Below are 18,354 nucleotides of genomic sequence, written 5' to 3'. Positions count from 1 at the left end.
TCGTTGTGCATTGATAAAATAAATGTGTTTGAAAGAGATAACGTTTTGAAAGGTTAACGGAGGTGCACGATATGTCTTCAGTAGTCGTAGTAGGTACGCAGTGGGGTGACGAAGGGAAAGGGAAAATTACCGATTTCCTTTCAGAAAATGCAGAGGTGATTGCCCGTTATCAAGGGGGAAACAATGCAGGTCACACGATCAAATTTGATGGAGTGACATACAAGCTACACCTCATTCCATCCGGTATTTTTTATAAAGAGAAAACTTGTGTCATCGGTAATGGAATGGTGGTTGATCCTAAAGCGTTGGTCACTGAGCTTGCGTATCTTCACGAACGGAATGTGAGTACAGATAACCTCAGAATCAGCAATAGAGCCCATGTTATTCTGCCTTACCATTTAAAATTGGACGAGGTAGAAGAAGAGCGGAAAGGGGCTAACAAGATCGGTACGACGAAAAAAGGAATCGGACCAGCTTATATGGATAAAGCTGCCCGCGTTGGTATCCGCGTCGCAGATCTATTAGATCGTGAAGTATTTGAAGAGAAGCTTGCACGTAATCTAGAAGAGAAAAATCGTCTCTTAGAGAAAATGTATGACACAGAAGGCTTCAAGATTGAAGATATTTTAGACGAGTATTATGAATATGGCCAGCAAGTGAAAAAATATGTCGTAGACACATCTGTTGTTTTGAATGATGCACTAGATGAAGGCCGCCGCGTGCTATTTGAAGGAGCACAAGGGGTCATGCTTGATATCGATCAAGGGACATACCCATTTGTGACGTCATCTAACCCGGTAGCTGGAGGCGTGACAATTGGTTCTGGTGTAGGACCAACAAAAATTCAACATGTAGTCGGCGTGTCAAAAGCGTACACAACACGTGTTGGAGATGGCCCATTCCCAACAGAACTCCATGATGAAATTGGTGATCAAATTCGTGAGGTTGGCCGTGAATACGGTACGACAACTGGACGCCCGCGCCGTGTCGGCTGGTTTGACAGCGTTGTTGTCCGCCATGCACGCCGTGTGAGCGGAATTACAGATTTATCTCTTAACTCAATTGATGTACTAACAGGGATTGAAAAATTGAAAATCTGTGTCGCTTATAAATTGAATGGAGAAATCACTGAGGAATTCCCAGCAAGCCTAAATGAATTAGCGAAATGTGAGCCTGTCTACGAAGAAATGCCAGGATGGACAGAGGATATTACAGGTGTGAAGAACTTAAGTGAGCTGCCTGCAAATGCCCGCCATTATTTAGAACGCATTTCACAATTAACAGGTATTCCACTTTCCATTTTCTCAGTCGGACCAGATCGTTCACAAACGAACGTTGTCCGCAGCGTGTACCGTCCATAAGAATAGATTGATGAAGCGCCAGTAAAATCTCGCATTTTACTGGTGTTTTTTTGTTTAAATATTCCTTAATTTCACTAGAACGGACTTCCGGTCATTACCAAAATATGATAACTGTATAGGAGGGAAGGAGCGTTCTAGTGAAAGAAAGAATACGATTATTAGATATTTTACGAGGTTTTGCCATACTAGGCACCTTGGGAACGAACGTCTGGTTTTTTGCGTATGCAGGGGATACCTTTGCGACAGATCAGATTGCGGATGAATATGAAAATGGCAGTTTTCTAGAAAGTCTTGTCTCCATGTTCGTTTATGGAAAAATGCTCTCGCTGCTCACGATCATGTTTGGTGTTGGATTGGAGCTGAAATACCAGCAGGCAAAAAGGAAGGACACGCCTTGGCCGGGTACTTATTTGTGGATTCTTTTATTTTTATTTATCGAAGGCTTTGTCCATTTTGCGCTTGTAATGGAATATGATGTGCTCATGAGCTATGCCGTTACGGGGCTGCTTGTGGCTTACATTGTACGGGGAGGCAGCAGGCGCATCAAAAAGGGCATGATTTTCTCAGGTGTGATGCATCTGCTTGTCACGTCATGTCTGATGGTGTACTCCTTCTCTGAAATGGAGTCAGCGACTGATGATCAAAGCGGTGAACCGGCGCTGGAAGAGCAGCTGCCAGAGACATGGATCTCGCAGATTCAAGAACGGTTACAATACTTCTTCATGTATCGAGAAGAAGCGATCTTTATTATTCCAATGAACACATTTCTGTTTTTATTGGGTGTGCGGATGATGAGAGCCGGTGTATTTTATGGAAATGAACGCGGACAATCTCTCCGGAAAATATTGTTCCGAATCGGACTGTGGATTGGTCTGCCGCTGAATGCACTAGTTTTCGTACCGAACGATTTAGTGGAATTTGTGGTTCGCTACGCCTTTTCACCATTTCTCTCTATTTTCTATATAGCTGTCATTGCGAAGCTCCTCGCACGCACGGAGTCTTGGTTCATGTGGACTTGGTTTGAATATGTAGGGAAAATGGCGCTTAGCTGCTACATCCTGCAAAATGTCATCTGTTCCATTCTTTTTTATAGCTGGGGATTGGGTCTTGGCGGTCAAATCAATGCGCCCCTTATTGTATTGGCATGGCTGTTGATTTCACTTCTGCAAATCGCGATTTCAGCAGTTTGCCTAAAGGTTTGGAGAATTGGACCAATGGAATATATCCGTTCACGGGCACTTCGCCGGCATTTGTCTTTTATCTTCTGGCATTAGGAGGGCATGCGCTGTACGCGTTTTTCCAAGGTGACAGACCACCGGTTACTTTTGTCATTTTAATGGCGGGACTCCTTGTCTTTTTCTCCGCTGACTGGCTATTTAACAAAAAACGTTCATAAAAAAGCCCTCATCGCGAGGGCTTTTTCCTTACTTCAGGCTTTTATATTGGCCTTTTAAATTTTTACGGATGTACTGAATGATTTTACGTAGTTCGTTGGCATGCGGTCTGCCAAACGGACTTGTTTGTCTTTGCTGATAGAGCACTTGACCTTTTTCATTTAATAAGAAATAAGCAGGTTCACCGTGCACCCCGTGATCTTCATATGGGGCATCTTCCCCGTGATAGTGGACTTCATATGCTTTTAATGACGTGAGATCATGGTCATACATGATCGGGAAGGATAGTCCCTCTTTATCCGCAAATGCCTTCAAGTCATCAGGGTTATCCGTTGAAATCGCCATCAAGTGAATATCCTTGTCCTGAAAGTATGACTGCTGCTGTTCGAGCTCTTTTAATTCTTCTACACATACCGGGCACCAAGACCCTCTAAAGAAGACGATCAGGTGCCAGCTTTGATGCTCCTCTAAATGTTTGTCGAAATCAATGTGATCGCCCTGTATTGTTGGAAGTGAAAAGTTGGGCATTTTATCTCCTAATTTGAATGAACTCATACTGCTTCCTCCTTTTTCAATGACAATGTCACTTGTTTCATGTATAGCCATTTTTGAGCGGCCTGAAACGTGTCTATGTGTTTGAGTAGGCAGAAGACATAAGAAAAGGGCTATCTAATGAAGGCGGTTGCAGAAGTGGGAGCTTTGATAGAAGATATTTAAATCCGACACTTTTTTTAAAAAAATGTCGAAAAACGTATTGCCATATGTATTTACTCTATGATATTATAAATCTCGTTGTTGCAAAGGTCTCTGAAACTTGTTAGGATGCGATGTTCCAGCTTTTTTAAAGCGATTGGTTTGGCGCAATACAGCTTCTTCAGATTCACTTTTCACAAGCCGAGAGCCATTAGCTCAGTTGGTAGAGCATCTGACTTTTAATCAGAGGGTCGAAGGTTCGAGTCCTTCATGGCTCACCATGTATTGGCCCGTTGGTCAAGCGGTTAAGACACCGCCCTTTCACGGCGGTAACACGGGTTCGAATCCCGTACGGGTCATTGATTTACTTTAGCGTTAAGCTAATTTTTTCCTCACTTGCTTGAAGGAGCACCACGATTGCTTTTTCGGGCAAGTTACTGAGGTCCGGTAGTTCAGTTGGTTAGAATGCCTGCCTGTCACGCAGGAGGTCGCGGGTTCGAGTCCCGTCCGGACCGCCATTTATACATATTCATCTTTTTGATGATGGCTCGGTAGCTCAGTTGGTAGAGCAACGGACTGAAAATCCGTGTGTCGGCGGTTCGATTCCGTCCCGAGCCACTTCCAAACGCATCTGCAATCGCAGGTGCGTTTTTATTATGAAAAGAAGGCATAAAAAGGGAGAAGCCGGACCTAGGTAGGGCCCGGCTCCATAAGAAGAAGACGTTACATCTATATAGACGGCTGGTGATTGGAAAAGTTTCAATAAAAAAGGAAAAAGTCATCAATTTTTTCGAGCGGCGCCTTCCTATCCAACGTTTACTAGAAAAGAAAGCCGTTATTATTTTTATCTTTGCCTCGTAAAACGTTATAATAGACAGTGAGCCTTTTTTTCATAAATGGAAAAGGTGTAATGATACATGCAAAATGGAATGACATAGATGCTAAAAATGCAGGAGGAAATCACAATGGAAAAAAAGATTCTTGTCGTAGATGATGAAAAACCGATTGCTGATATATTGGAATTTAATTTAAGGAAAGAGGGCTATGAGGTTCATTGTGCATATGATGGAAACGAAGCCCTTGAAATGGTAGAAGAAATCAAGCCGGACATTATTCTGCTCGACATTATGCTGCCGAATAAAGATGGTGTTGAAGTATGCCGTGAAGTGAGAAAGAAATATGATATGCCGATTATCATGCTGACAGCAAAAGACTCTGAAATTGATAAAGTCATCGGCCTTGAGCTTGGCGCAGATGATTATGTGACAAAGCCTTTCAGCACACGTGAGCTGCTTGCCCGCGTGAAAGCGAATTTGAGAAGACAAACCGCTGCTCCGCAGACGGAGGAAGAATCTGAATCAAATGATATTGAGGTTGGATCACTTGTTATTTATCCAGATGCGTATGTGGTGTCTAAGCGCGAGGAAACGATTGAATTGACGCACCGTGAGTTCGAACTGCTTCATTATTTAGCGAAACATATCGGACAAGTCATGACACGTGAGCACTTGCTGCAAACCGTATGGGGCTATGATTACTTCGGAGATGTCCGTACAGTAGACGTCACAGTCCGCCGTCTTCGTGAAAAGATTGAAGACAACCCTAGCCACCCGAGCTGGATCGTGACAAGACGAGGCGTCGGCTACTATTTAAGAAACCCAGAGCAGGACTAAGATTCTTATGAGTAAAGTAGGTTTTTTTCGCTCGATTCACTTCAAATTGACCTTGATTTACGTGCTGCTGATCATCGTCGCCATGCAGATCATTGGCGTGTACTTTGTGAAGCAGCTAGAGCAGTCCTTAATTAATTCATATGATAATTCCTTGAATCAGCGAATCTACTCGTTATCGTATTACCTAGAACAAGATTCATCGAAAAGCAAAGCAGAATTAAAAGAGGATGCTCAAAAGATATTAAACGATTTTAACAACAAAGATGAGTCTAATGAAATCTCTGAAGTCAGCTATATTGACGAAAGCAGAGAGGTCATTGCTTCTGTAAATAACGGCAGCCAAGAGATTGCCGGCAAGAAAATCACTGATCAAATCATTAGCCGTATTTTCGCGGTCGGCAAAGACTATGAGAAAAAATTCTATGACCCTGAGTCAAATAAAAGGGTGCGTATTTCTGCGACAGCCGTAAAAAATGAGAACCAAGAGACCGTTGGTGTGATTTATGTTGTGTCTTCAATGGAAAGTGTGTTTAACCAAATGCGAACCATTAACACCATTTTAGCGACTGGGACACTGATTGCACTTGGGACGACTGCTCTACTTGGTATCTTCATCTTCAGAACGATCACTCATCCTATTTCAGATATGAGAAAGCAGGCGATCGAGCTTGCCAAAGGGAACTTCTCCAGAAAGGTCCGGAAGTATGGACATGACGAGATTGGCCAGCTTGCGACAACCTTTAACCATCTGACGAGAGAGCTGGAGGAAGCTCAGCTGATGACGGAGGGGGAGCGGAAAAAGCTTTCTTCTGTCATTGCCTATATGACGGACGGTGTCATCGCAACGAATCAAAACGGTGCAATTATTCTATTAAACAGCCCTGCATTAGAGCTGTTAAATGTTTCACGTGAAACAGCACTAGAGATGCCGATCACGTCTTTGCTTGGCTTAGAGGAAACTCATACATTTGAAGATTTAGTCGAAAATCAAGATTCCATGCTGATCGAAATTGAGCGCGAAGATCAGCTGTCTGTATTGCGTGTGAATTTCTCCGTCATTCAGAAAGAGCATGGGAAAATTGATGGCTTAATTGCGGTCATTTATGACGTCACAGAGCAGGAGAAAATTGATGCTGAACGCCGTGAATTCGTCGCGAACGTATCGCATGAGCTGCGCACACCGCTGACGACGATGCGAAGCTACCTTGAGGCGCTGGCTGAAGGTGCGATTGGTGATAAAGAGCTTGCGCCAAGATTCCTCAGTGTCACGCAAAATGAAACTGAGCGCATGATCCGGCTTGTTAATGACCTGCTGCAGCTGTCTAAGTTCGACAGCAAGGATTATCAATTCAACCGTGAGTGGACGAACTTTATCAGGTTTATCTCGCTCGTCATTGATCGTTTTGAAATGACGAAGGAGCAGCATGTCGATTTTATCCGCAACCTGCCGCAGCGTGAAGTATATGTGGAAATCGACCAAGATAAAATTACTCAGGTGCTCGATAATATCATTTCCAATGCCATGAAATACTCACCAGAGGGTGGACACATCACGTTTACCGTCGATTTGGATGAGGAGAAAGGCCTTGTGTTATTCAGCGTAAAAGATGAAGGAATCGGTATTCCGAAGAAGGATATGGATAAAATCTTTGAACGTTTTTATCGGGTGGATAAAGCAAGAACAAGAAAGCTTGGCGGAACCGGCCTCGGTCTTGCGATTGCAAAAGAAATGGTTCAGGCTCATGGCGGAGATATTTGGGCTGACAGCATTGAAGGAAAAGGGACAACGGTGACCTTTACCCTTCCGTACAATGAAGAACAAGAGGATGATTGGGATGAAGCGTGAGACCTTTAAAACCATAATATTGACAATCCTAATTGCGATCAGTCTTGTATTTACGTGGAATATCTGGATGTTCCAGCCCGTCATGCAGGATCAGGCAGATACCGGCACACAGGTCGTGGAAACGAAGAAGATTTCAAGCGACGAGCCTAGAAGTCTCATTGATGTCGTGAAGCCGCGCGAGATGTTCATCCATTCAAATGGGGAGCATTTTAAAGTGGATCAAAAGGAACTCTTTCAAAACTTTTGGAATGATGTGAGCCTTTGGGATGTCAAAGAGATTAATGATGTGTCAGATCAATATTCCGAGCAGAAATTTAAGAATTTCTTCTATGGACGCGAAGGACAAGGGAAGACTTTGGATCTTGTGTTCAATGATCCGATTCCAATTGATATTTTTCAAGCGCTCTTTAAATGGCCGAACAAGTCCATTGAATACAACTCGTTTGATCGAATGATCGTGCCGTTCGCCCAGCAGGATAAGGCCAATAAGAAAGTGTATTTGGTCTCATACAGCAAGGAGACGGTGCTTGAGCTGACAATTGAGTCCGCCAATTACCGTAATCTAATGAACAGTATCGCAGCCGCTCAAAACGAGATGCCGCGCTATGATCTTTATACATTCTCAACGAATTCTAAACGAGATTTCCTTCTTCCGAGAAAGCAAAAGCAGCTTGAAGCGAAGATGTTCTTTATCGAAACGATTAAGACAAATAAATTCAAAGACGCTTTGTTTACGGACCCGAGCCTTGTCGGTGAGGAATCTAATTTAAACCGGACGGTGTACACAGATGGCACAAGCCGCCTTGAAGCCAATCAAAAAGACCACCGTATTCAATATCAGCACCGCAATATCAATTCCAGCACTGTTTTCCAAACGGGGGATTTGATTAAGCGAAGCGTGAAATATTTCAATGATACGGGAAGCTTTACTGATGACTATCAATATTTTGGCATCAACAGCAACCAGCAGCTGTCCTTTAATATGTTTATGGACGGTCTGCCGATTGTGAACAGTACAGAGCATCCATTTGGGATGACCTCCCTTGAAGTACAATGGGCGAATGATGACATTTTGAATTACAAGCGCCCAAACTATATTCTTGGCAATAAAGCGAGTCAAAGTGAACAGGTCAAGCTGATGAACGGGACAGAGCTGAAGGACTTGATCATCAAGCAGACGAAATATGATGATCTGGAGAAAATTGAACAGATTTTCCCTGCATATCAAGCTGCTTCAACTGCATCAGATCAAGATCAAGCAATGTTTGTCTGGCTGGAGCCTGTATGGTGCATGAAATATAACGGCAAAACCGTGATTCTATCGAATGATCTTTTGACAGAGGGGAGCGAGAATCATGGAGTGGAATAAGACCAAAACGATCTTTATCCTAGCCTTTCTCGTTCTCGATATCTTTCTAGGTTTTCAATACTTTGAAAAACGGTCAACCGATCATTTTGCGATTATCGAAAAAACGGATACGCTGGAAGAAATGAAGGCAGACGGGATCAAATATGGCAATCTATCAGATGAAGCGAAGATTGGATACCGCATTACAGCTGAAAAGAAGCAATATACGAAAAAGGATGTCGACGGATTAGCTGATCAAAAGGCGAAAAGCAAATTCCCGAAAACAGACAAAGATGATCCTGTCACGCTGCTTGAAATGACCTTCAACAAACCCGTTGCCTTGCCGAAAAAGGATATCAAAACAGCGGCGACGAACCTTGTGAACCAGCGTTTGCTGGATGGGAAGAATTATAAGCTGTGGAGTATAGATGAAGAGACAGGGAAAATCGTCTTTTTCCAAACGTATAAAGGAAAATACATCTTCCAAGAAGGCCTTGATGACACCGAAACCATCGGGCAAATCACCTTAAATCTCAACGATCAAAACGAAATCGTCTCATATGAGCAATCAATGGTGACATCGATTAATGAAGTGAGAAAAGAAACCCTTGTCCCAGCACTTGAAACCGTGAAAGACTTATATACGCAAAATATGCTGAGTCAAAACACGACCGTGAAAAAGGTAGAGCTTGGCTACTATACGCAATACCCGGGGGCAAGCACGCAAGTCATGGTTCCTGTTTGGCGGGTGGAGCTTGAAGGCGTATCAGCAGGTTCAAAGAAAAAGACAGAAGAAGAATATTTGATCAATGCCATTGATGGCTCAACACTTGATCATATAGAGAAAGATGACAAATCTTCAATGGAGTGAGAGAACATGAGCTTGCAGTTCAGTGTACTAGCGAGCGGAAGTACGGGGAACGCTTTTTATTTAGAAACAGACGAGCATGCCTTTTTGGTGGATGCTGGTTTAAGCGGCAAACAGATGGTCGAGCTGCTTAGCCAAATCGACCGCAAGCCTGAGGACTTGGACGGCATTTTTGTGACACACGAGCACTCCGATCATATTAAAGGGCTTGGTGTCATGGCAAGAAAGTACAAGCTTCCTGTCTATGCAAATGCGAAAACATGGAAGGCAATGGAGTCTCATATCGGAAAGATTGACACAGAGCAGAAATTCCATTTTGATATGGAGACCGTTCAATCCTTTGGCGGCCTTGATGTCGAGTCATTTGGCGTCTCACACGATGCGGCAGAGCCTATGTTTTACGTGTTCCATTATGGAGGGCGCAAACTTGCCCTCATGACAGATACAGGCTATGTGAGTGACCGCATGAAAGGCATTATTAAGTCAGCCAATACGTTTGTGTTTGAGAGCAATCATGATGTCGGGATGCTGCAAATGGGCCGCTACCCATGGAGCATTAAGCGCAGAATTCTGAGTGATGTCGGACATGTATCAAATGAAGATGCTGCTCTCGCGATGACAGATGTCATTGGAGATGCCACCTCACGCATTTATTTGGCTCACTTGAGTCAAGATAACAACATGAAGGATTTAGCCCGTATGGCGGTCCAGCAGACGCTTGAAATGAAGGGCTTTGTTGTGGGGGACGGCTTTGATTTATTTGATACGGACCCGAAAAAAGCAACCCCGCTTTGCGCCGTATGATTTTTACAATCGTATGATTAAGATAAGAGCTTCTTACCAACACTATATACATCATCTATTCACTGAAAGGAAGGAAACATAGTGGATTATCGCGATGTAGAGTGGAAGCCGAGACGAAGCAGAAAAGGATATTTTCTTTCTGGTTTGATCGGTGTATTGGTAGGAGCTTTTTTAATGGGATTCTTTTTCCCCTATGTATCTGGACAGAGCGGCAGTCCCTTTGGATGGCAGCAGAACGGTGATGGACAAGCATCTCAGGGCCCTTTAAAAACTGTGAATGTAAACGTCAATGATGCTGTCACGAAAGTGGTGTCTAATATGTCAGATACGGTGGTCGGCGTCATTAATATCCAAAAGTCGAGCTTTTGGGAGGAAGGCGGAGAAGCAGGCAGCGGGTCAGGTGTGATCTATAAAAAAAAGGGTGACACGTTTTATATTGTCACAAACCATCACGTCATCAAAGGCGCCAACCAGCTTGAAGTGAGCCTCCATGACGGGACAAGAATTAGTGCCAATCTTGTTGGCAGCGATCAACTCATGGATTTAGCAGTTCTCACTGTCAAAAGTGATAAAATCAAGAAAACGGCAGCCTTCGGTAACTCAGATCATGTGAAGCCGGGTGAGCCAGTCATCGCCATTGGAAATCCATTAGGGCTTGAATTCGCAGGTTCTGTCACACAAGGAGTCATTTCAGGCACGGAGCGTGCGATCCCTGTGGATTCAAATGGGGACGGACAGACGGATTGGAATGCAGAAGTACTGCAAACAGATGCCGCCATCAATCCTGGAAACAGCGGTGGGGCCTTGATCAATATGGACGGAAAAGTGATCGGCATCAACTCAATGAAGATTGCTGAATCAGAGGTAGAAGGAATCGGGCTGTCTATTCCAGCGAATCTGGTCATCCCTGTCATAGAGGATTTAGAGCGCTACGGAGAGGTAAAGCGTCCGTATCTTGGCGTCGGCATGAAATCATTAGCAGATATTGCGAGCTATCACTGGCAGGAAACGTTGAAACTGCCATCTAAGGTTACATCTGGGGTCGTTGTCATGAGTGTTGAGCCGTTGTCTCCAGCAGGAAAAGCGGGACTAAAAGAGCTGGATGTCGTGACCTCCTTTGATGGCAAGAGTGTACAGAATATCGTAGATCTTCGTAAGTATTTATATCAAAGGAAGGTCGGCGACAAGGTAAAGGTGCAGTTTTATCGAAGCGGAAAGAAAAAATCAGCAGAGATCAAACTTTCTCAAACCGACCGATATGGCGGCTAACCAGTTCCAACTAGGAACTGGTTTTTTTGGCATGACTGACATATGATGAAGGAAAGGGGGCGGTACGATTGGTTACACTACAACGGATGTCACAAACTGATTACGATGTATTGATGGAGAAAGCCATTCAGCGGTACGCGGAAGAAAAGGTACTCGCAGGGACATGGGAAAAGGAAGAATCACTTGCGAACGCAGAAGAACAATTTGACAGGCTGCTTCCAGAAGGTCTTCAGACAGAGCATCATGAGCTGTGGAATTTCTTAAACGGAGATGAAGCGATTGGCTGGGTTTGGCTTTGCTATGACCCGAATCACCCGCAGCACGAAGGGTTTATTTATAACTTTATTTTGTTTGAAGCTTATCGAGGAAAAGGATTTGCAAAGCAGGCCATTGCTGCATTAGAGGAGCAGGCAAAGTCATTAGGTGTGCAAAAGCTCTCGCTCCATGTCTTTGCTCACAATCAAATCGCCCGTTCGCTGTACGAGAAAACGGGATTTGCAGAAACCGGTATCTATATGAGTAAACCTTTATAAAAAAAGAAGAAGTACCGTGCAGAAAGCGTACGGTACTTTTTTATGAGGACATCATGGCATCCTGAGCCGTGACTCTGTATAAATCGACTTTGCACTTCACGAAAGCACGAATGATCGCTGGAACTTGAGCTTCTGAACGAATTAACAATGAGGTCTCGTCATCACTGATCACAAGATCTGTTCCGACAGTTTGCAGGTACTGCGTGAGAACAGGTTTCACCTCATCATCAATCCATGCATGCTTGAAGGTTGCACGTATGTTTGAGGATGTGATGGTTTTTTCTTGAGGATGAGTATGTGGGGACACTAATTTTCCTTCAGAAATGAACGCCGTTTTGGTACAAATACTATTGGTGAACCTTGGACGGTCAGCTGTTAAAAAGACGGTTTTTCCTTCATCCTTTAATGTTTCAATGACCCGCTGGATGTGCAAGATCGAATCTGCATCAATATCGGCAAAAGGTTCGTCAAGTAAAATAAATTCCGGCTGATGGGCGATGGCCTGCGCCATTCCGAGCCGTTTCTTCATACCAGGTGTGAAGGCACCGACCTTCTCCTGATGATCATGATGTAAACCGACAAATTCGAGCAGTTCTTCATAATCACTCGTTCTCTGGCGTGTTCCGGTGATTTTTGATAAATAGGCAATATGCTCAAGAGCCGTAAGACCTTCATATAAATCCGTATATTCTGGCAGGACACCGATATGCTGTCTCACTTTTTTTAGCGAAGGCATATTCATCACTGTAAACGTACCAGAGGTAGGGCGGGAGATCCCGGTAATAATATTGAAAAACGTCGTCTTACCAGATCCCTTTGGTCCAATGAGGCCGAAGATATCGCCCTGATTGACATCAAGATTAATATGATCTATTGCGACTTTTGTACGGTATTTTTTTGTGAGCCCCTTTGTATGAAGCATCTACACATCCCTCCTTTGAAACAGCAGTGCAGTTCCAATGAGTAAGATAACGGTCAATGCCGTGTTCATTAGGACGTAGGTCAGCGGTTCACTCCAGCGCGCATAATAATAAGGCGTCATATATTGGAACCAATGAATCATTCGTTCTGAAGAAAGAACAGAAATCAAACTGACGATTGGGAAAAGAAAGGAAAATAACATGCCGACAAACATTGATTTCTGCGGTGTTGGAAAGAGCATGGACAAAAATAAAGCACATGAGATACCGACACTGATAAAGGTTAAGATTTTTAAGGCATCTGAGAACAGAAAACGGTGTGAAATCACCATATTCAGCACATATGTCGTCATAATACAGCTAAGCCAAAATAGCATCAGTCCAAGATATTTCCCGATGATAATGTTCAAACGGGTTGTTTTACTGACGAGAAAACGAATGGTTTTCAAATGAATTTCGCGGCTTAAAATATCATGAGACAACAAAAAAATAAGGAAGAAACCAAATAAAGACATCACCAGTTCATTCCCAATAGAATAAGGATCCTTTGCCAGTTCCCATTTTTCCTGATGAGCAGCGATAAACGGAAGACTTGAAACAAAAGTAGATAAAATGAAAATAATAACAATTGTTAAAATAGATTTTGTGCTTTTGAAGAGCTGCTTAAACTCATTCATACAGATGGTCCACACACGCTGTACCTCCCTTCACCTTTATTATACCCCTAGAAAAGAAAGACACCATATCTCGCTCTTTAACATTTGTTTAAATTTCATAAAAAGAAGACTCTTCCAGCACCAGTTGACTCATTTTTAGAAATGTTCAGAAAAATATCTTGATTTATCAAAAAACATCATGTATGATAGCTTTAATTCAAGATAGTTATACAGGCAATGACGAGAGAAAGTACAATCATCAATTTTTCCACAGAGAGCTTCGGCAGCTGAAAAGAAGCAAAAATAATGATTCGAAAAATGGTCTCTGAGCCTCGTGCTGAACATATCTATGATATTAGTAGGTGACGACGAGAGTTGGTACTCGTTATCAAAACCACAGTATATGAGCCAGATTGGAGCTTTGTACTTGTAGAGGCTGTTTAGCGCGAGCAAACAGTAAATAAAGGTGGTACCACGAGACAAATACCTCGTCCTTATGATTCAAAGATAAGGATGGGGTATTTTTTATTGTCCACTTTTTTTCATACAATTGTTCAAATGTTCCACGTGAAACACCACATCCATTTTTTCAAATGAAAGGGAGATTGACATGAGTGAACATGCATTGGTTTTACAATCAGATTTCGGCATTGATGATGGAGCTGTCAGTGCAATGTACGGAGTGGCAAATACGGTCAGCAGCAGCATCCGCATTTTTGATTTAACACACAATATTCCGCAGTATGACATTTGGGAGGCTTCTTATCGCCTGCTTCAAACCGTCACATACTGGCCGGAAGAGACCGTATTCGTTTCTGTCGTTGACCCGGGCGTTGGATCCGAGAGAAAAAGTCTTGTCGTCAAAACGACAAGCTCTCACTATATCATTACCCCAGATAACGGGACACTCACGCACGTTGCCCAGGATATTGGCATTGTGGAAGCCCGTTACTTAGATGAAACCATTAACCGGCTGCCAAAGTCGGGAAAATCACATACATTTCATGGGAGAGACATTTACGCTTATACAGGGGCGAGAATTGCATCAGGTGTGATTTCTTTTGAAGAGGTTGGGCCAAAGGCGAATATTGATGATATTATCCATCTTCCAGTCGTACAGGCTTATGCGGAAGAAGATGTGATCACAGGGACGATTGATATTTTAGATGTGAGATTCGGAAACCTATGGACAAACATTCATCACACGCTATTTGAACAGCTTTCAATTAATTATGGGGATGCAATAGAAGTTACCATTGCCAACGGGCCGAAAAATGTGTATAAAAATATCATGACCTATGGACGATCTTTTGCCGACTTAAAGGTAGGCGAACCACTCGTATATGTCAATTCACTCGACCATTTAGGCGTGGCGATCAATCAAGGGTCATTTGCAAAGGCTTATAACATCGGTACAGGCACAGGCTGGCGCCTTTCGATTCGCAAAGCTCCGCGCATTATATACGAATAAGAGGAGGATACATCATGGCAGGAAAACAACTTTCAACGAAAACTGTTGTTGCCATTGGAATTGGCGCAGCCGTCTTTGTGATTTTAGGACGCTTCGTCTCCATTCCAACTGGAATTCCGAATACACAAATTGAAACCTCATACGCATTCCTTGCATTAATGGCCGTGCTATTTGGTCCTGTTGCAGGCGCACTGATTGGTTTTATTGGCCATCTCATTAAAGATGCGACCACATTTGGCCCTTGGTGGAGCTGGATTATTGTATCGGGTGTCGTTGGTTTATTGATCGGCTTTATTTCTAACCGTTTAAAAGTAGAAGAGGGAGACTTCGGCTGGAAGAAAATCACGCTCTTTAACGCCGTACAAGCAGGCGCACAGGCATTAGGCTGGTTTATCATTGCTCCTGTACTCGACATTGTGATCTATGCAGAACCTGCGAACAAAGTGTTTGTTCAAGGCATCGTGGCAGGGATTTCAAACATCATCACAGTTGGTGTACTAGGAACCATCATCATTGCAGCTTATGCGAAAACGAGAAGCAAAAGCGGCAGCCTATCGAAAGAAACATCATGAAGCAAGGTGGAACACATAAATGAAGAAACCGATGATTCAATTCGAACATTTCGGATTCAAGTATCGCAGTCAGGCAGAACCAACATTAAAGGATATCAACCTGACGATCTATGAAGGAGAAAAAGTTCTCATCGCAGGCCCGTCTGGATCGGGAAAAAGCACACTAGCCCATTGTATCAATGGGCTAGTTCCTGCGTCTTATAAAGGTTCTATGGAAGGAAGTCTTCACATCGGCGGGAAAAATGCAGAGAAAGAAAACATTTTCTCGCTCTCACAGCTTGTCGGAACGGTGCTTCAGGACCCTGATGGACAATTCATTGGGCTGACCGTTGGAGAGGATATCGCGTTCACGCTTGAAAATGATCAAGTCACACGCGAAGAAATGAAAACACGTGTCGAGGAAGCAGCTAGATTAACAGAGGTAGACGGCAAGCTGGCATCGTCCGTGCATGAGCTGTCAGGCGGACAAAAACAACGTGTCGCCATTGCGGGTGTACTTGTCAATGATGTCGACATTTTGCTGTTTGATGAACCACTTGCAAGCCTTGACCCCGCAACAGGCAAAGAAGTCATCGACCTCATTGACCGGCTGCAAAAACAAACGAAAAAAACCATTGTGATGGTTGAGCACCGATTAGAGGACGTCCTCTTCCGTCATGTGGACCGCATCATCGTTGTCAATGAAGGAACGATTGCAGCGGATATGACACCAGATGAATTGCTCGCCTCAAATGTATTAGAAGCGGCGTATTTGCGTGAGCCTTTATATGTGAAAGCGATGAAATATGCAGGTATTCCGGTTGAAGCAGGAGATCAGATCGCTAATTTACAGCATCTCACCTTAAATGACGAGGCAAAAGAGAAAATCGAGCAATGGATGGAAGCATCTGAGCCGTCAGTCGAGCAGAATGCAGCACAGGATTTACTAGAAGTGCGCGAGCTGAGTTTTGACTATCCAACAAGACCAAATACGCTGAGCAACATCTCTTTTACCGTCAAAAAAGGAGAAATGATCAGCATCGCAGGAGCCAATGGAGCGGGCAAGACGACATTGTCCAAGGTGCTCTGTGCATTTGAAAAGCCAACGAAGGGGTCCATTCTTTTAAATGGTGATGACATCACAGGAGATACGATCAAACAGCGCTCCGAACGAATCGGCGTCGTCATGCAAAACCCAAATCAAATGATTTCAAAACAAATGATCTTTGATGAGGTGGCACTCGGTCTCGTTTTAAGAGGCGTAAAGGAAGACGAGATCAAGGAACGGGTGGAGCGGGTCCTGAAAGTATGCGGACTGTATCCATTTCGGAACTGGCCGGTCTCAGCCCTCAGCTTTGGACAGAAAAAACGCGTCACCATTGCATCTATACTTGTACTAGAGCCAGAAATCCTCATTCTAGACGAACCAACCGCAGGACAGGACTTTAAACATTACACAGAGATGATGACGTTTTTAGAGCAATTAAATCAGCAGGGCGTCACGATTTTGATGATCACCCATGATATGCATCTCATGCTCGAATACACAACAAGAACCATTGTCATTTCAGATGGAGAAAAAATTGCAGATGATACACCAGCCAAAGTGCTGACAGATCAACTGCTTGTCCAAAAGGCGAGCTTAAAAGAAACGTCGCTGTATGAACTGGCGCTGAAAGCAGATTGGCCGAATCCAAATGAACTCGTAGATCGCTTCATTGAGGTTGACAGAAAGGAACGAATGACATGGCTGTAGACATGCTGTCCTATATCGATCGCCCGTCGCCGATTCACCGGCTGACAGGAGCAACCAAACTCATTTGCTTTATTCTCTGGTCATCCGCAGCGATGCTCACGTATGATACAGGCGTTTTAGTCTTTATGTTAGCCGCCAGTATCGTATTCTTTCAGATGTCGAACGTACGATTTCGTGATATTTCCTTCGTGGTAATCGTCCTGGCGATTTTCCTAGTGATCAATAACATCGCCATTTACATCTTTGCACCCCAGCAAGGTGTCGCCATCTACGGAGCGAAGCACGAGCTATTTCATATTGCCGGCTGGTATAATGTCACACTTGAACAGCTTTTCTATCAATTGAACATTACGCTAAAATATGTGACCGTGATGCCAGCAGCGCTTTTATTTATTGTGACAACAAATCCAAGTGAATTCGCCTCATCCCTCAGCCGAATTGGGGTCAGCTACCGGATTTCGTATGCTGTAGCGATTGCCCTTCGCTATATTCCTGATATTCAGAGAGATTTTCGCACGATCGCGATTTCTCAGCAAGCAAGAGGCATTGATTTATCGAAGAATGAAAAATTGGGGAAACGAATCAAAAATGCACTGTCGATTGTCATGCCGCTGATTTTCTCCAGCTTGGAGCGGATCGAAACGATCAGCAATGCGATGGAGCTGCGGGGGTTTGGGAAACATAAAAAGCGTACATGGTTTACGGCAAAAGACTTTCAAAAAGCAGATTATGCTGCGTTATTGTTTGTTGGTGTGGTGCTGATCGTGTCGTTAGTGATTACATTTGTTAGAGGAACGAGATTTTATAATCCGTTTTGATAGAAGGAAGCCTTCACAGGAGTGGGGGCTTTTTTGTTTGGTTTGTGGATAAAAGGTGTGGGAAATGGTAAAAGACTATTAACATGTGAATAAATCGGTTATATTGAACAATGAGCGAAACACTTGTGAATAACCAGACAACATATTGGAGGAATCAGAAACTTATGAACAAAACATTTTATGCGTGTGCAGAACACATAGAAACCGTACTAGACATGTACATAGATGATCACGAAACGCCGCCGGAATTCAGAAAAATCGAACATACACACAGTTTATCCACAACCTGTGAATTGTGCGATGAACCTGCAATATATATAGTGGGGAACGAATGATCGGACACAAAATACACAAATTTTATCCACAATTGTTGATAACTTATATGAATAACTT

Annotated in this window: 18 protein-coding genes, 4 tRNA genes and 1 other annotated feature; of the genes, 19 read left to right on the top strand and 3 right to left on the bottom strand. The window is 43.5% G+C overall.

Annotated elements, in window-relative coordinates:
* Positions 1–71 precede the first annotated feature (71 nt).
* The 3 genes from MHB69_RS19105 (at position 72) to MHB69_RS19095 (ending at position 2,757) form a co-directional block, all read left to right on the top strand.
* The gene (locus MHB69_RS19105) at positions 72–1,361 is read left to right on the top strand and encodes an adenylosuccinate synthase (RefSeq protein ID WP_024424032.1); all 1,290 of its coding nucleotides are present in this window, start codon (positions 72–74) and stop codon (positions 1,359–1,361) included.
* A 137-nt stretch (positions 1,362–1,498) separates the two neighbouring features.
* A complete protein-coding gene (locus tag MHB69_RS19100; protein WP_342495867.1) occupies positions 1,499–2,635 on the top strand; it encodes a DUF418 domain-containing protein in 1,137 nt (378 codons plus the stop codon).
* A complete protein-coding gene (locus MHB69_RS19095) occupies positions 2,560–2,757 on the top strand; it encodes a hypothetical protein (protein ID WP_342495866.1) in 198 nt (65 codons plus the stop codon). The genes MHB69_RS19100 and MHB69_RS19095 overlap by 76 nt, the downstream gene beginning before the upstream one ends.
* A 28-nt stretch (positions 2,758–2,785) precedes the next feature.
* Here MHB69_RS19095 and MHB69_RS19090 read toward each other — a convergent pair whose 3' ends face one another.
* Positions 2,786–3,310 carry a peroxiredoxin family protein gene (locus MHB69_RS19090; protein ID WP_024424031.1) on the bottom strand — a complete coding sequence of 175 codons (525 nt, stop codon included), beginning with the start codon at positions 3,308–3,310 and terminating at the stop codon, positions 2,786–2,788.
* A gap of 343 nt (positions 3,311–3,653) precedes the next feature.
* Here MHB69_RS19090 and MHB69_RS19085 point away from each other — a divergent pair.
* The 11 genes from MHB69_RS19085 to MHB69_RS19035 all read left to right on the top strand — a co-directional run bounded on the left by MHB69_RS19085 (position 3,654) and on the right by MHB69_RS19035 (position 11,789).
* Positions 3,654–3,729 (top strand) — tRNA-Lys (locus tag MHB69_RS19085).
* A 6-nt stretch (positions 3,730–3,735) separates the two neighbouring features.
* Positions 3,736–3,807: transfer RNA gene (locus MHB69_RS19080), tRNA-Glu, on the top strand.
* 82 nt (positions 3,808–3,889) lie between these two features.
* Positions 3,890–3,966, top strand: a tRNA-Asp gene (locus MHB69_RS19075).
* A 27-nt stretch (positions 3,967–3,993) separates the two neighbouring features.
* A tRNA-Phe gene (locus MHB69_RS19070) sits at positions 3,994–4,066 on the top strand.
* A 347-nt stretch (positions 4,067–4,413) separates the two neighbouring features.
* Positions 4,414–5,121, top strand: coding sequence for a response regulator YycF (gene yycF, locus MHB69_RS19065; RefSeq protein WP_024424030.1), 708 nt, complete (start codon positions 4,414–4,416; stop codon positions 5,119–5,121).
* 7 nt (positions 5,122–5,128) lie between these two features.
* The gene (gene walK / locus MHB69_RS19060) at positions 5,129–6,967 is read left to right on the top strand and encodes a cell wall metabolism sensor histidine kinase WalK (protein WP_024424029.1); all 1,839 of its coding nucleotides are present in this window, start codon (positions 5,129–5,131) and stop codon (positions 6,965–6,967) included.
* Entirely contained in the window at positions 6,957–8,336 is a 1,380-nt protein-coding gene (gene yycH / locus MHB69_RS19055; protein WP_217008632.1) for a two-component system activity regulator YycH, read from the top strand. The genes walK and yycH overlap by 11 nt, the downstream gene beginning before the upstream one ends.
* The gene (gene yycI / locus MHB69_RS19050) at positions 8,323–9,186 is read left to right on the top strand and encodes a two-component system regulatory protein YycI (protein ID WP_217008633.1); all 864 of its coding nucleotides are present in this window, start codon (positions 8,323–8,325) and stop codon (positions 9,184–9,186) included. The genes yycH and yycI overlap by 14 nt, the downstream gene beginning before the upstream one ends.
* A gap of 6 nt (positions 9,187–9,192) precedes the next feature.
* A complete protein-coding gene (locus MHB69_RS19045; RefSeq protein ID WP_034283589.1) occupies positions 9,193–9,987 on the top strand; it encodes an MBL fold metallo-hydrolase in 795 nt (264 codons plus the stop codon).
* An 81-nt stretch (positions 9,988–10,068) separates the two neighbouring features.
* Positions 10,069–11,256, top strand: coding sequence for a trypsin-like peptidase domain-containing protein (locus tag MHB69_RS19040; protein ID WP_103132535.1), 1,188 nt, complete (start codon positions 10,069–10,071; stop codon positions 11,254–11,256).
* 68 nt (positions 11,257–11,324) lie between these two features.
* Positions 11,325–11,789 (top strand): GNAT family N-acetyltransferase, encoded by a 465-nt coding sequence (locus MHB69_RS19035; RefSeq protein WP_034283585.1) that lies wholly within the window; start codon positions 11,325–11,327, stop codon positions 11,787–11,789.
* A 40-nt stretch (positions 11,790–11,829) separates the two neighbouring features.
* Here MHB69_RS19035 and MHB69_RS19030 read toward each other — a convergent pair whose 3' ends face one another.
* Positions 11,830–12,711, bottom strand: a complete 882-nt coding sequence (locus MHB69_RS19030; RefSeq protein WP_024427618.1) for an ABC transporter ATP-binding protein — start codon at positions 12,709–12,711, stop codon at positions 11,830–11,832.
* The gene (locus MHB69_RS19025; RefSeq protein WP_034283580.1) at positions 12,712–13,401 is read right to left on the bottom strand and encodes an ABC transporter permease subunit; all 690 of its coding nucleotides are present in this window, start codon (positions 13,399–13,401) and stop codon (positions 12,712–12,714) included. It lies immediately after the preceding gene.
* Between the two features lie 192 nt (positions 13,402–13,593).
* Positions 13,594–13,864 (top strand) — a binding site (T-box leader).
* A 111-nt stretch (positions 13,865–13,975) separates the two neighbouring features.
* Here MHB69_RS19025 and MHB69_RS19020 point away from each other — a divergent pair.
* From MHB69_RS19020 to MHB69_RS19000, 5 genes are all read left to right on the top strand, one after another.
* Positions 13,976–14,836, top strand: coding sequence for an S-adenosyl-l-methionine hydroxide adenosyltransferase family protein (locus MHB69_RS19020; protein ID WP_024427616.1), 861 nt, complete (start codon positions 13,976–13,978; stop codon positions 14,834–14,836).
* Positions 14,837–14,850: 14 nt separating this feature from the next.
* Positions 14,851–15,408, top strand: a complete 558-nt coding sequence (locus tag MHB69_RS19015) for an ECF-type riboflavin transporter substrate-binding protein (protein WP_024424020.1) — start codon at positions 14,851–14,853, stop codon at positions 15,406–15,408.
* Between the two features lie 19 nt (positions 15,409–15,427).
* Entirely contained in the window at positions 15,428–17,143 is a 1,716-nt protein-coding gene (locus MHB69_RS19010; RefSeq protein WP_327827971.1) for an ABC transporter ATP-binding protein, read from the top strand.
* The gene (locus MHB69_RS19005; RefSeq protein WP_075621389.1) at positions 17,134–17,961 is read left to right on the top strand and encodes an energy-coupling factor transporter transmembrane component T; all 828 of its coding nucleotides are present in this window, start codon (positions 17,134–17,136) and stop codon (positions 17,959–17,961) included. The genes MHB69_RS19010 and MHB69_RS19005 overlap by 10 nt, the downstream gene beginning before the upstream one ends.
* A 164-nt stretch (positions 17,962–18,125) precedes the next feature.
* Complete coding sequence (locus MHB69_RS19000) at positions 18,126–18,296, top strand: CxxH/CxxC protein (RefSeq protein ID WP_065215011.1); 171 nt, start codon at positions 18,126–18,128, stop codon at positions 18,294–18,296.
* Positions 18,297–18,354 lie beyond the last annotated feature (58 nt).

The sequence above is a fragment of the Bacillus sp. FSL K6-0994 genome (assembly GCF_038630815.1).
Lineage (GTDB): Bacteria > Bacillota > Bacilli > Bacillales > Bacillaceae > Bacillus > Bacillus safensis.
The sequence above is the reverse complement of the archived record's forward strand: the minus strand, read 5'-3'. Positions and strand labels throughout refer to the sequence as shown.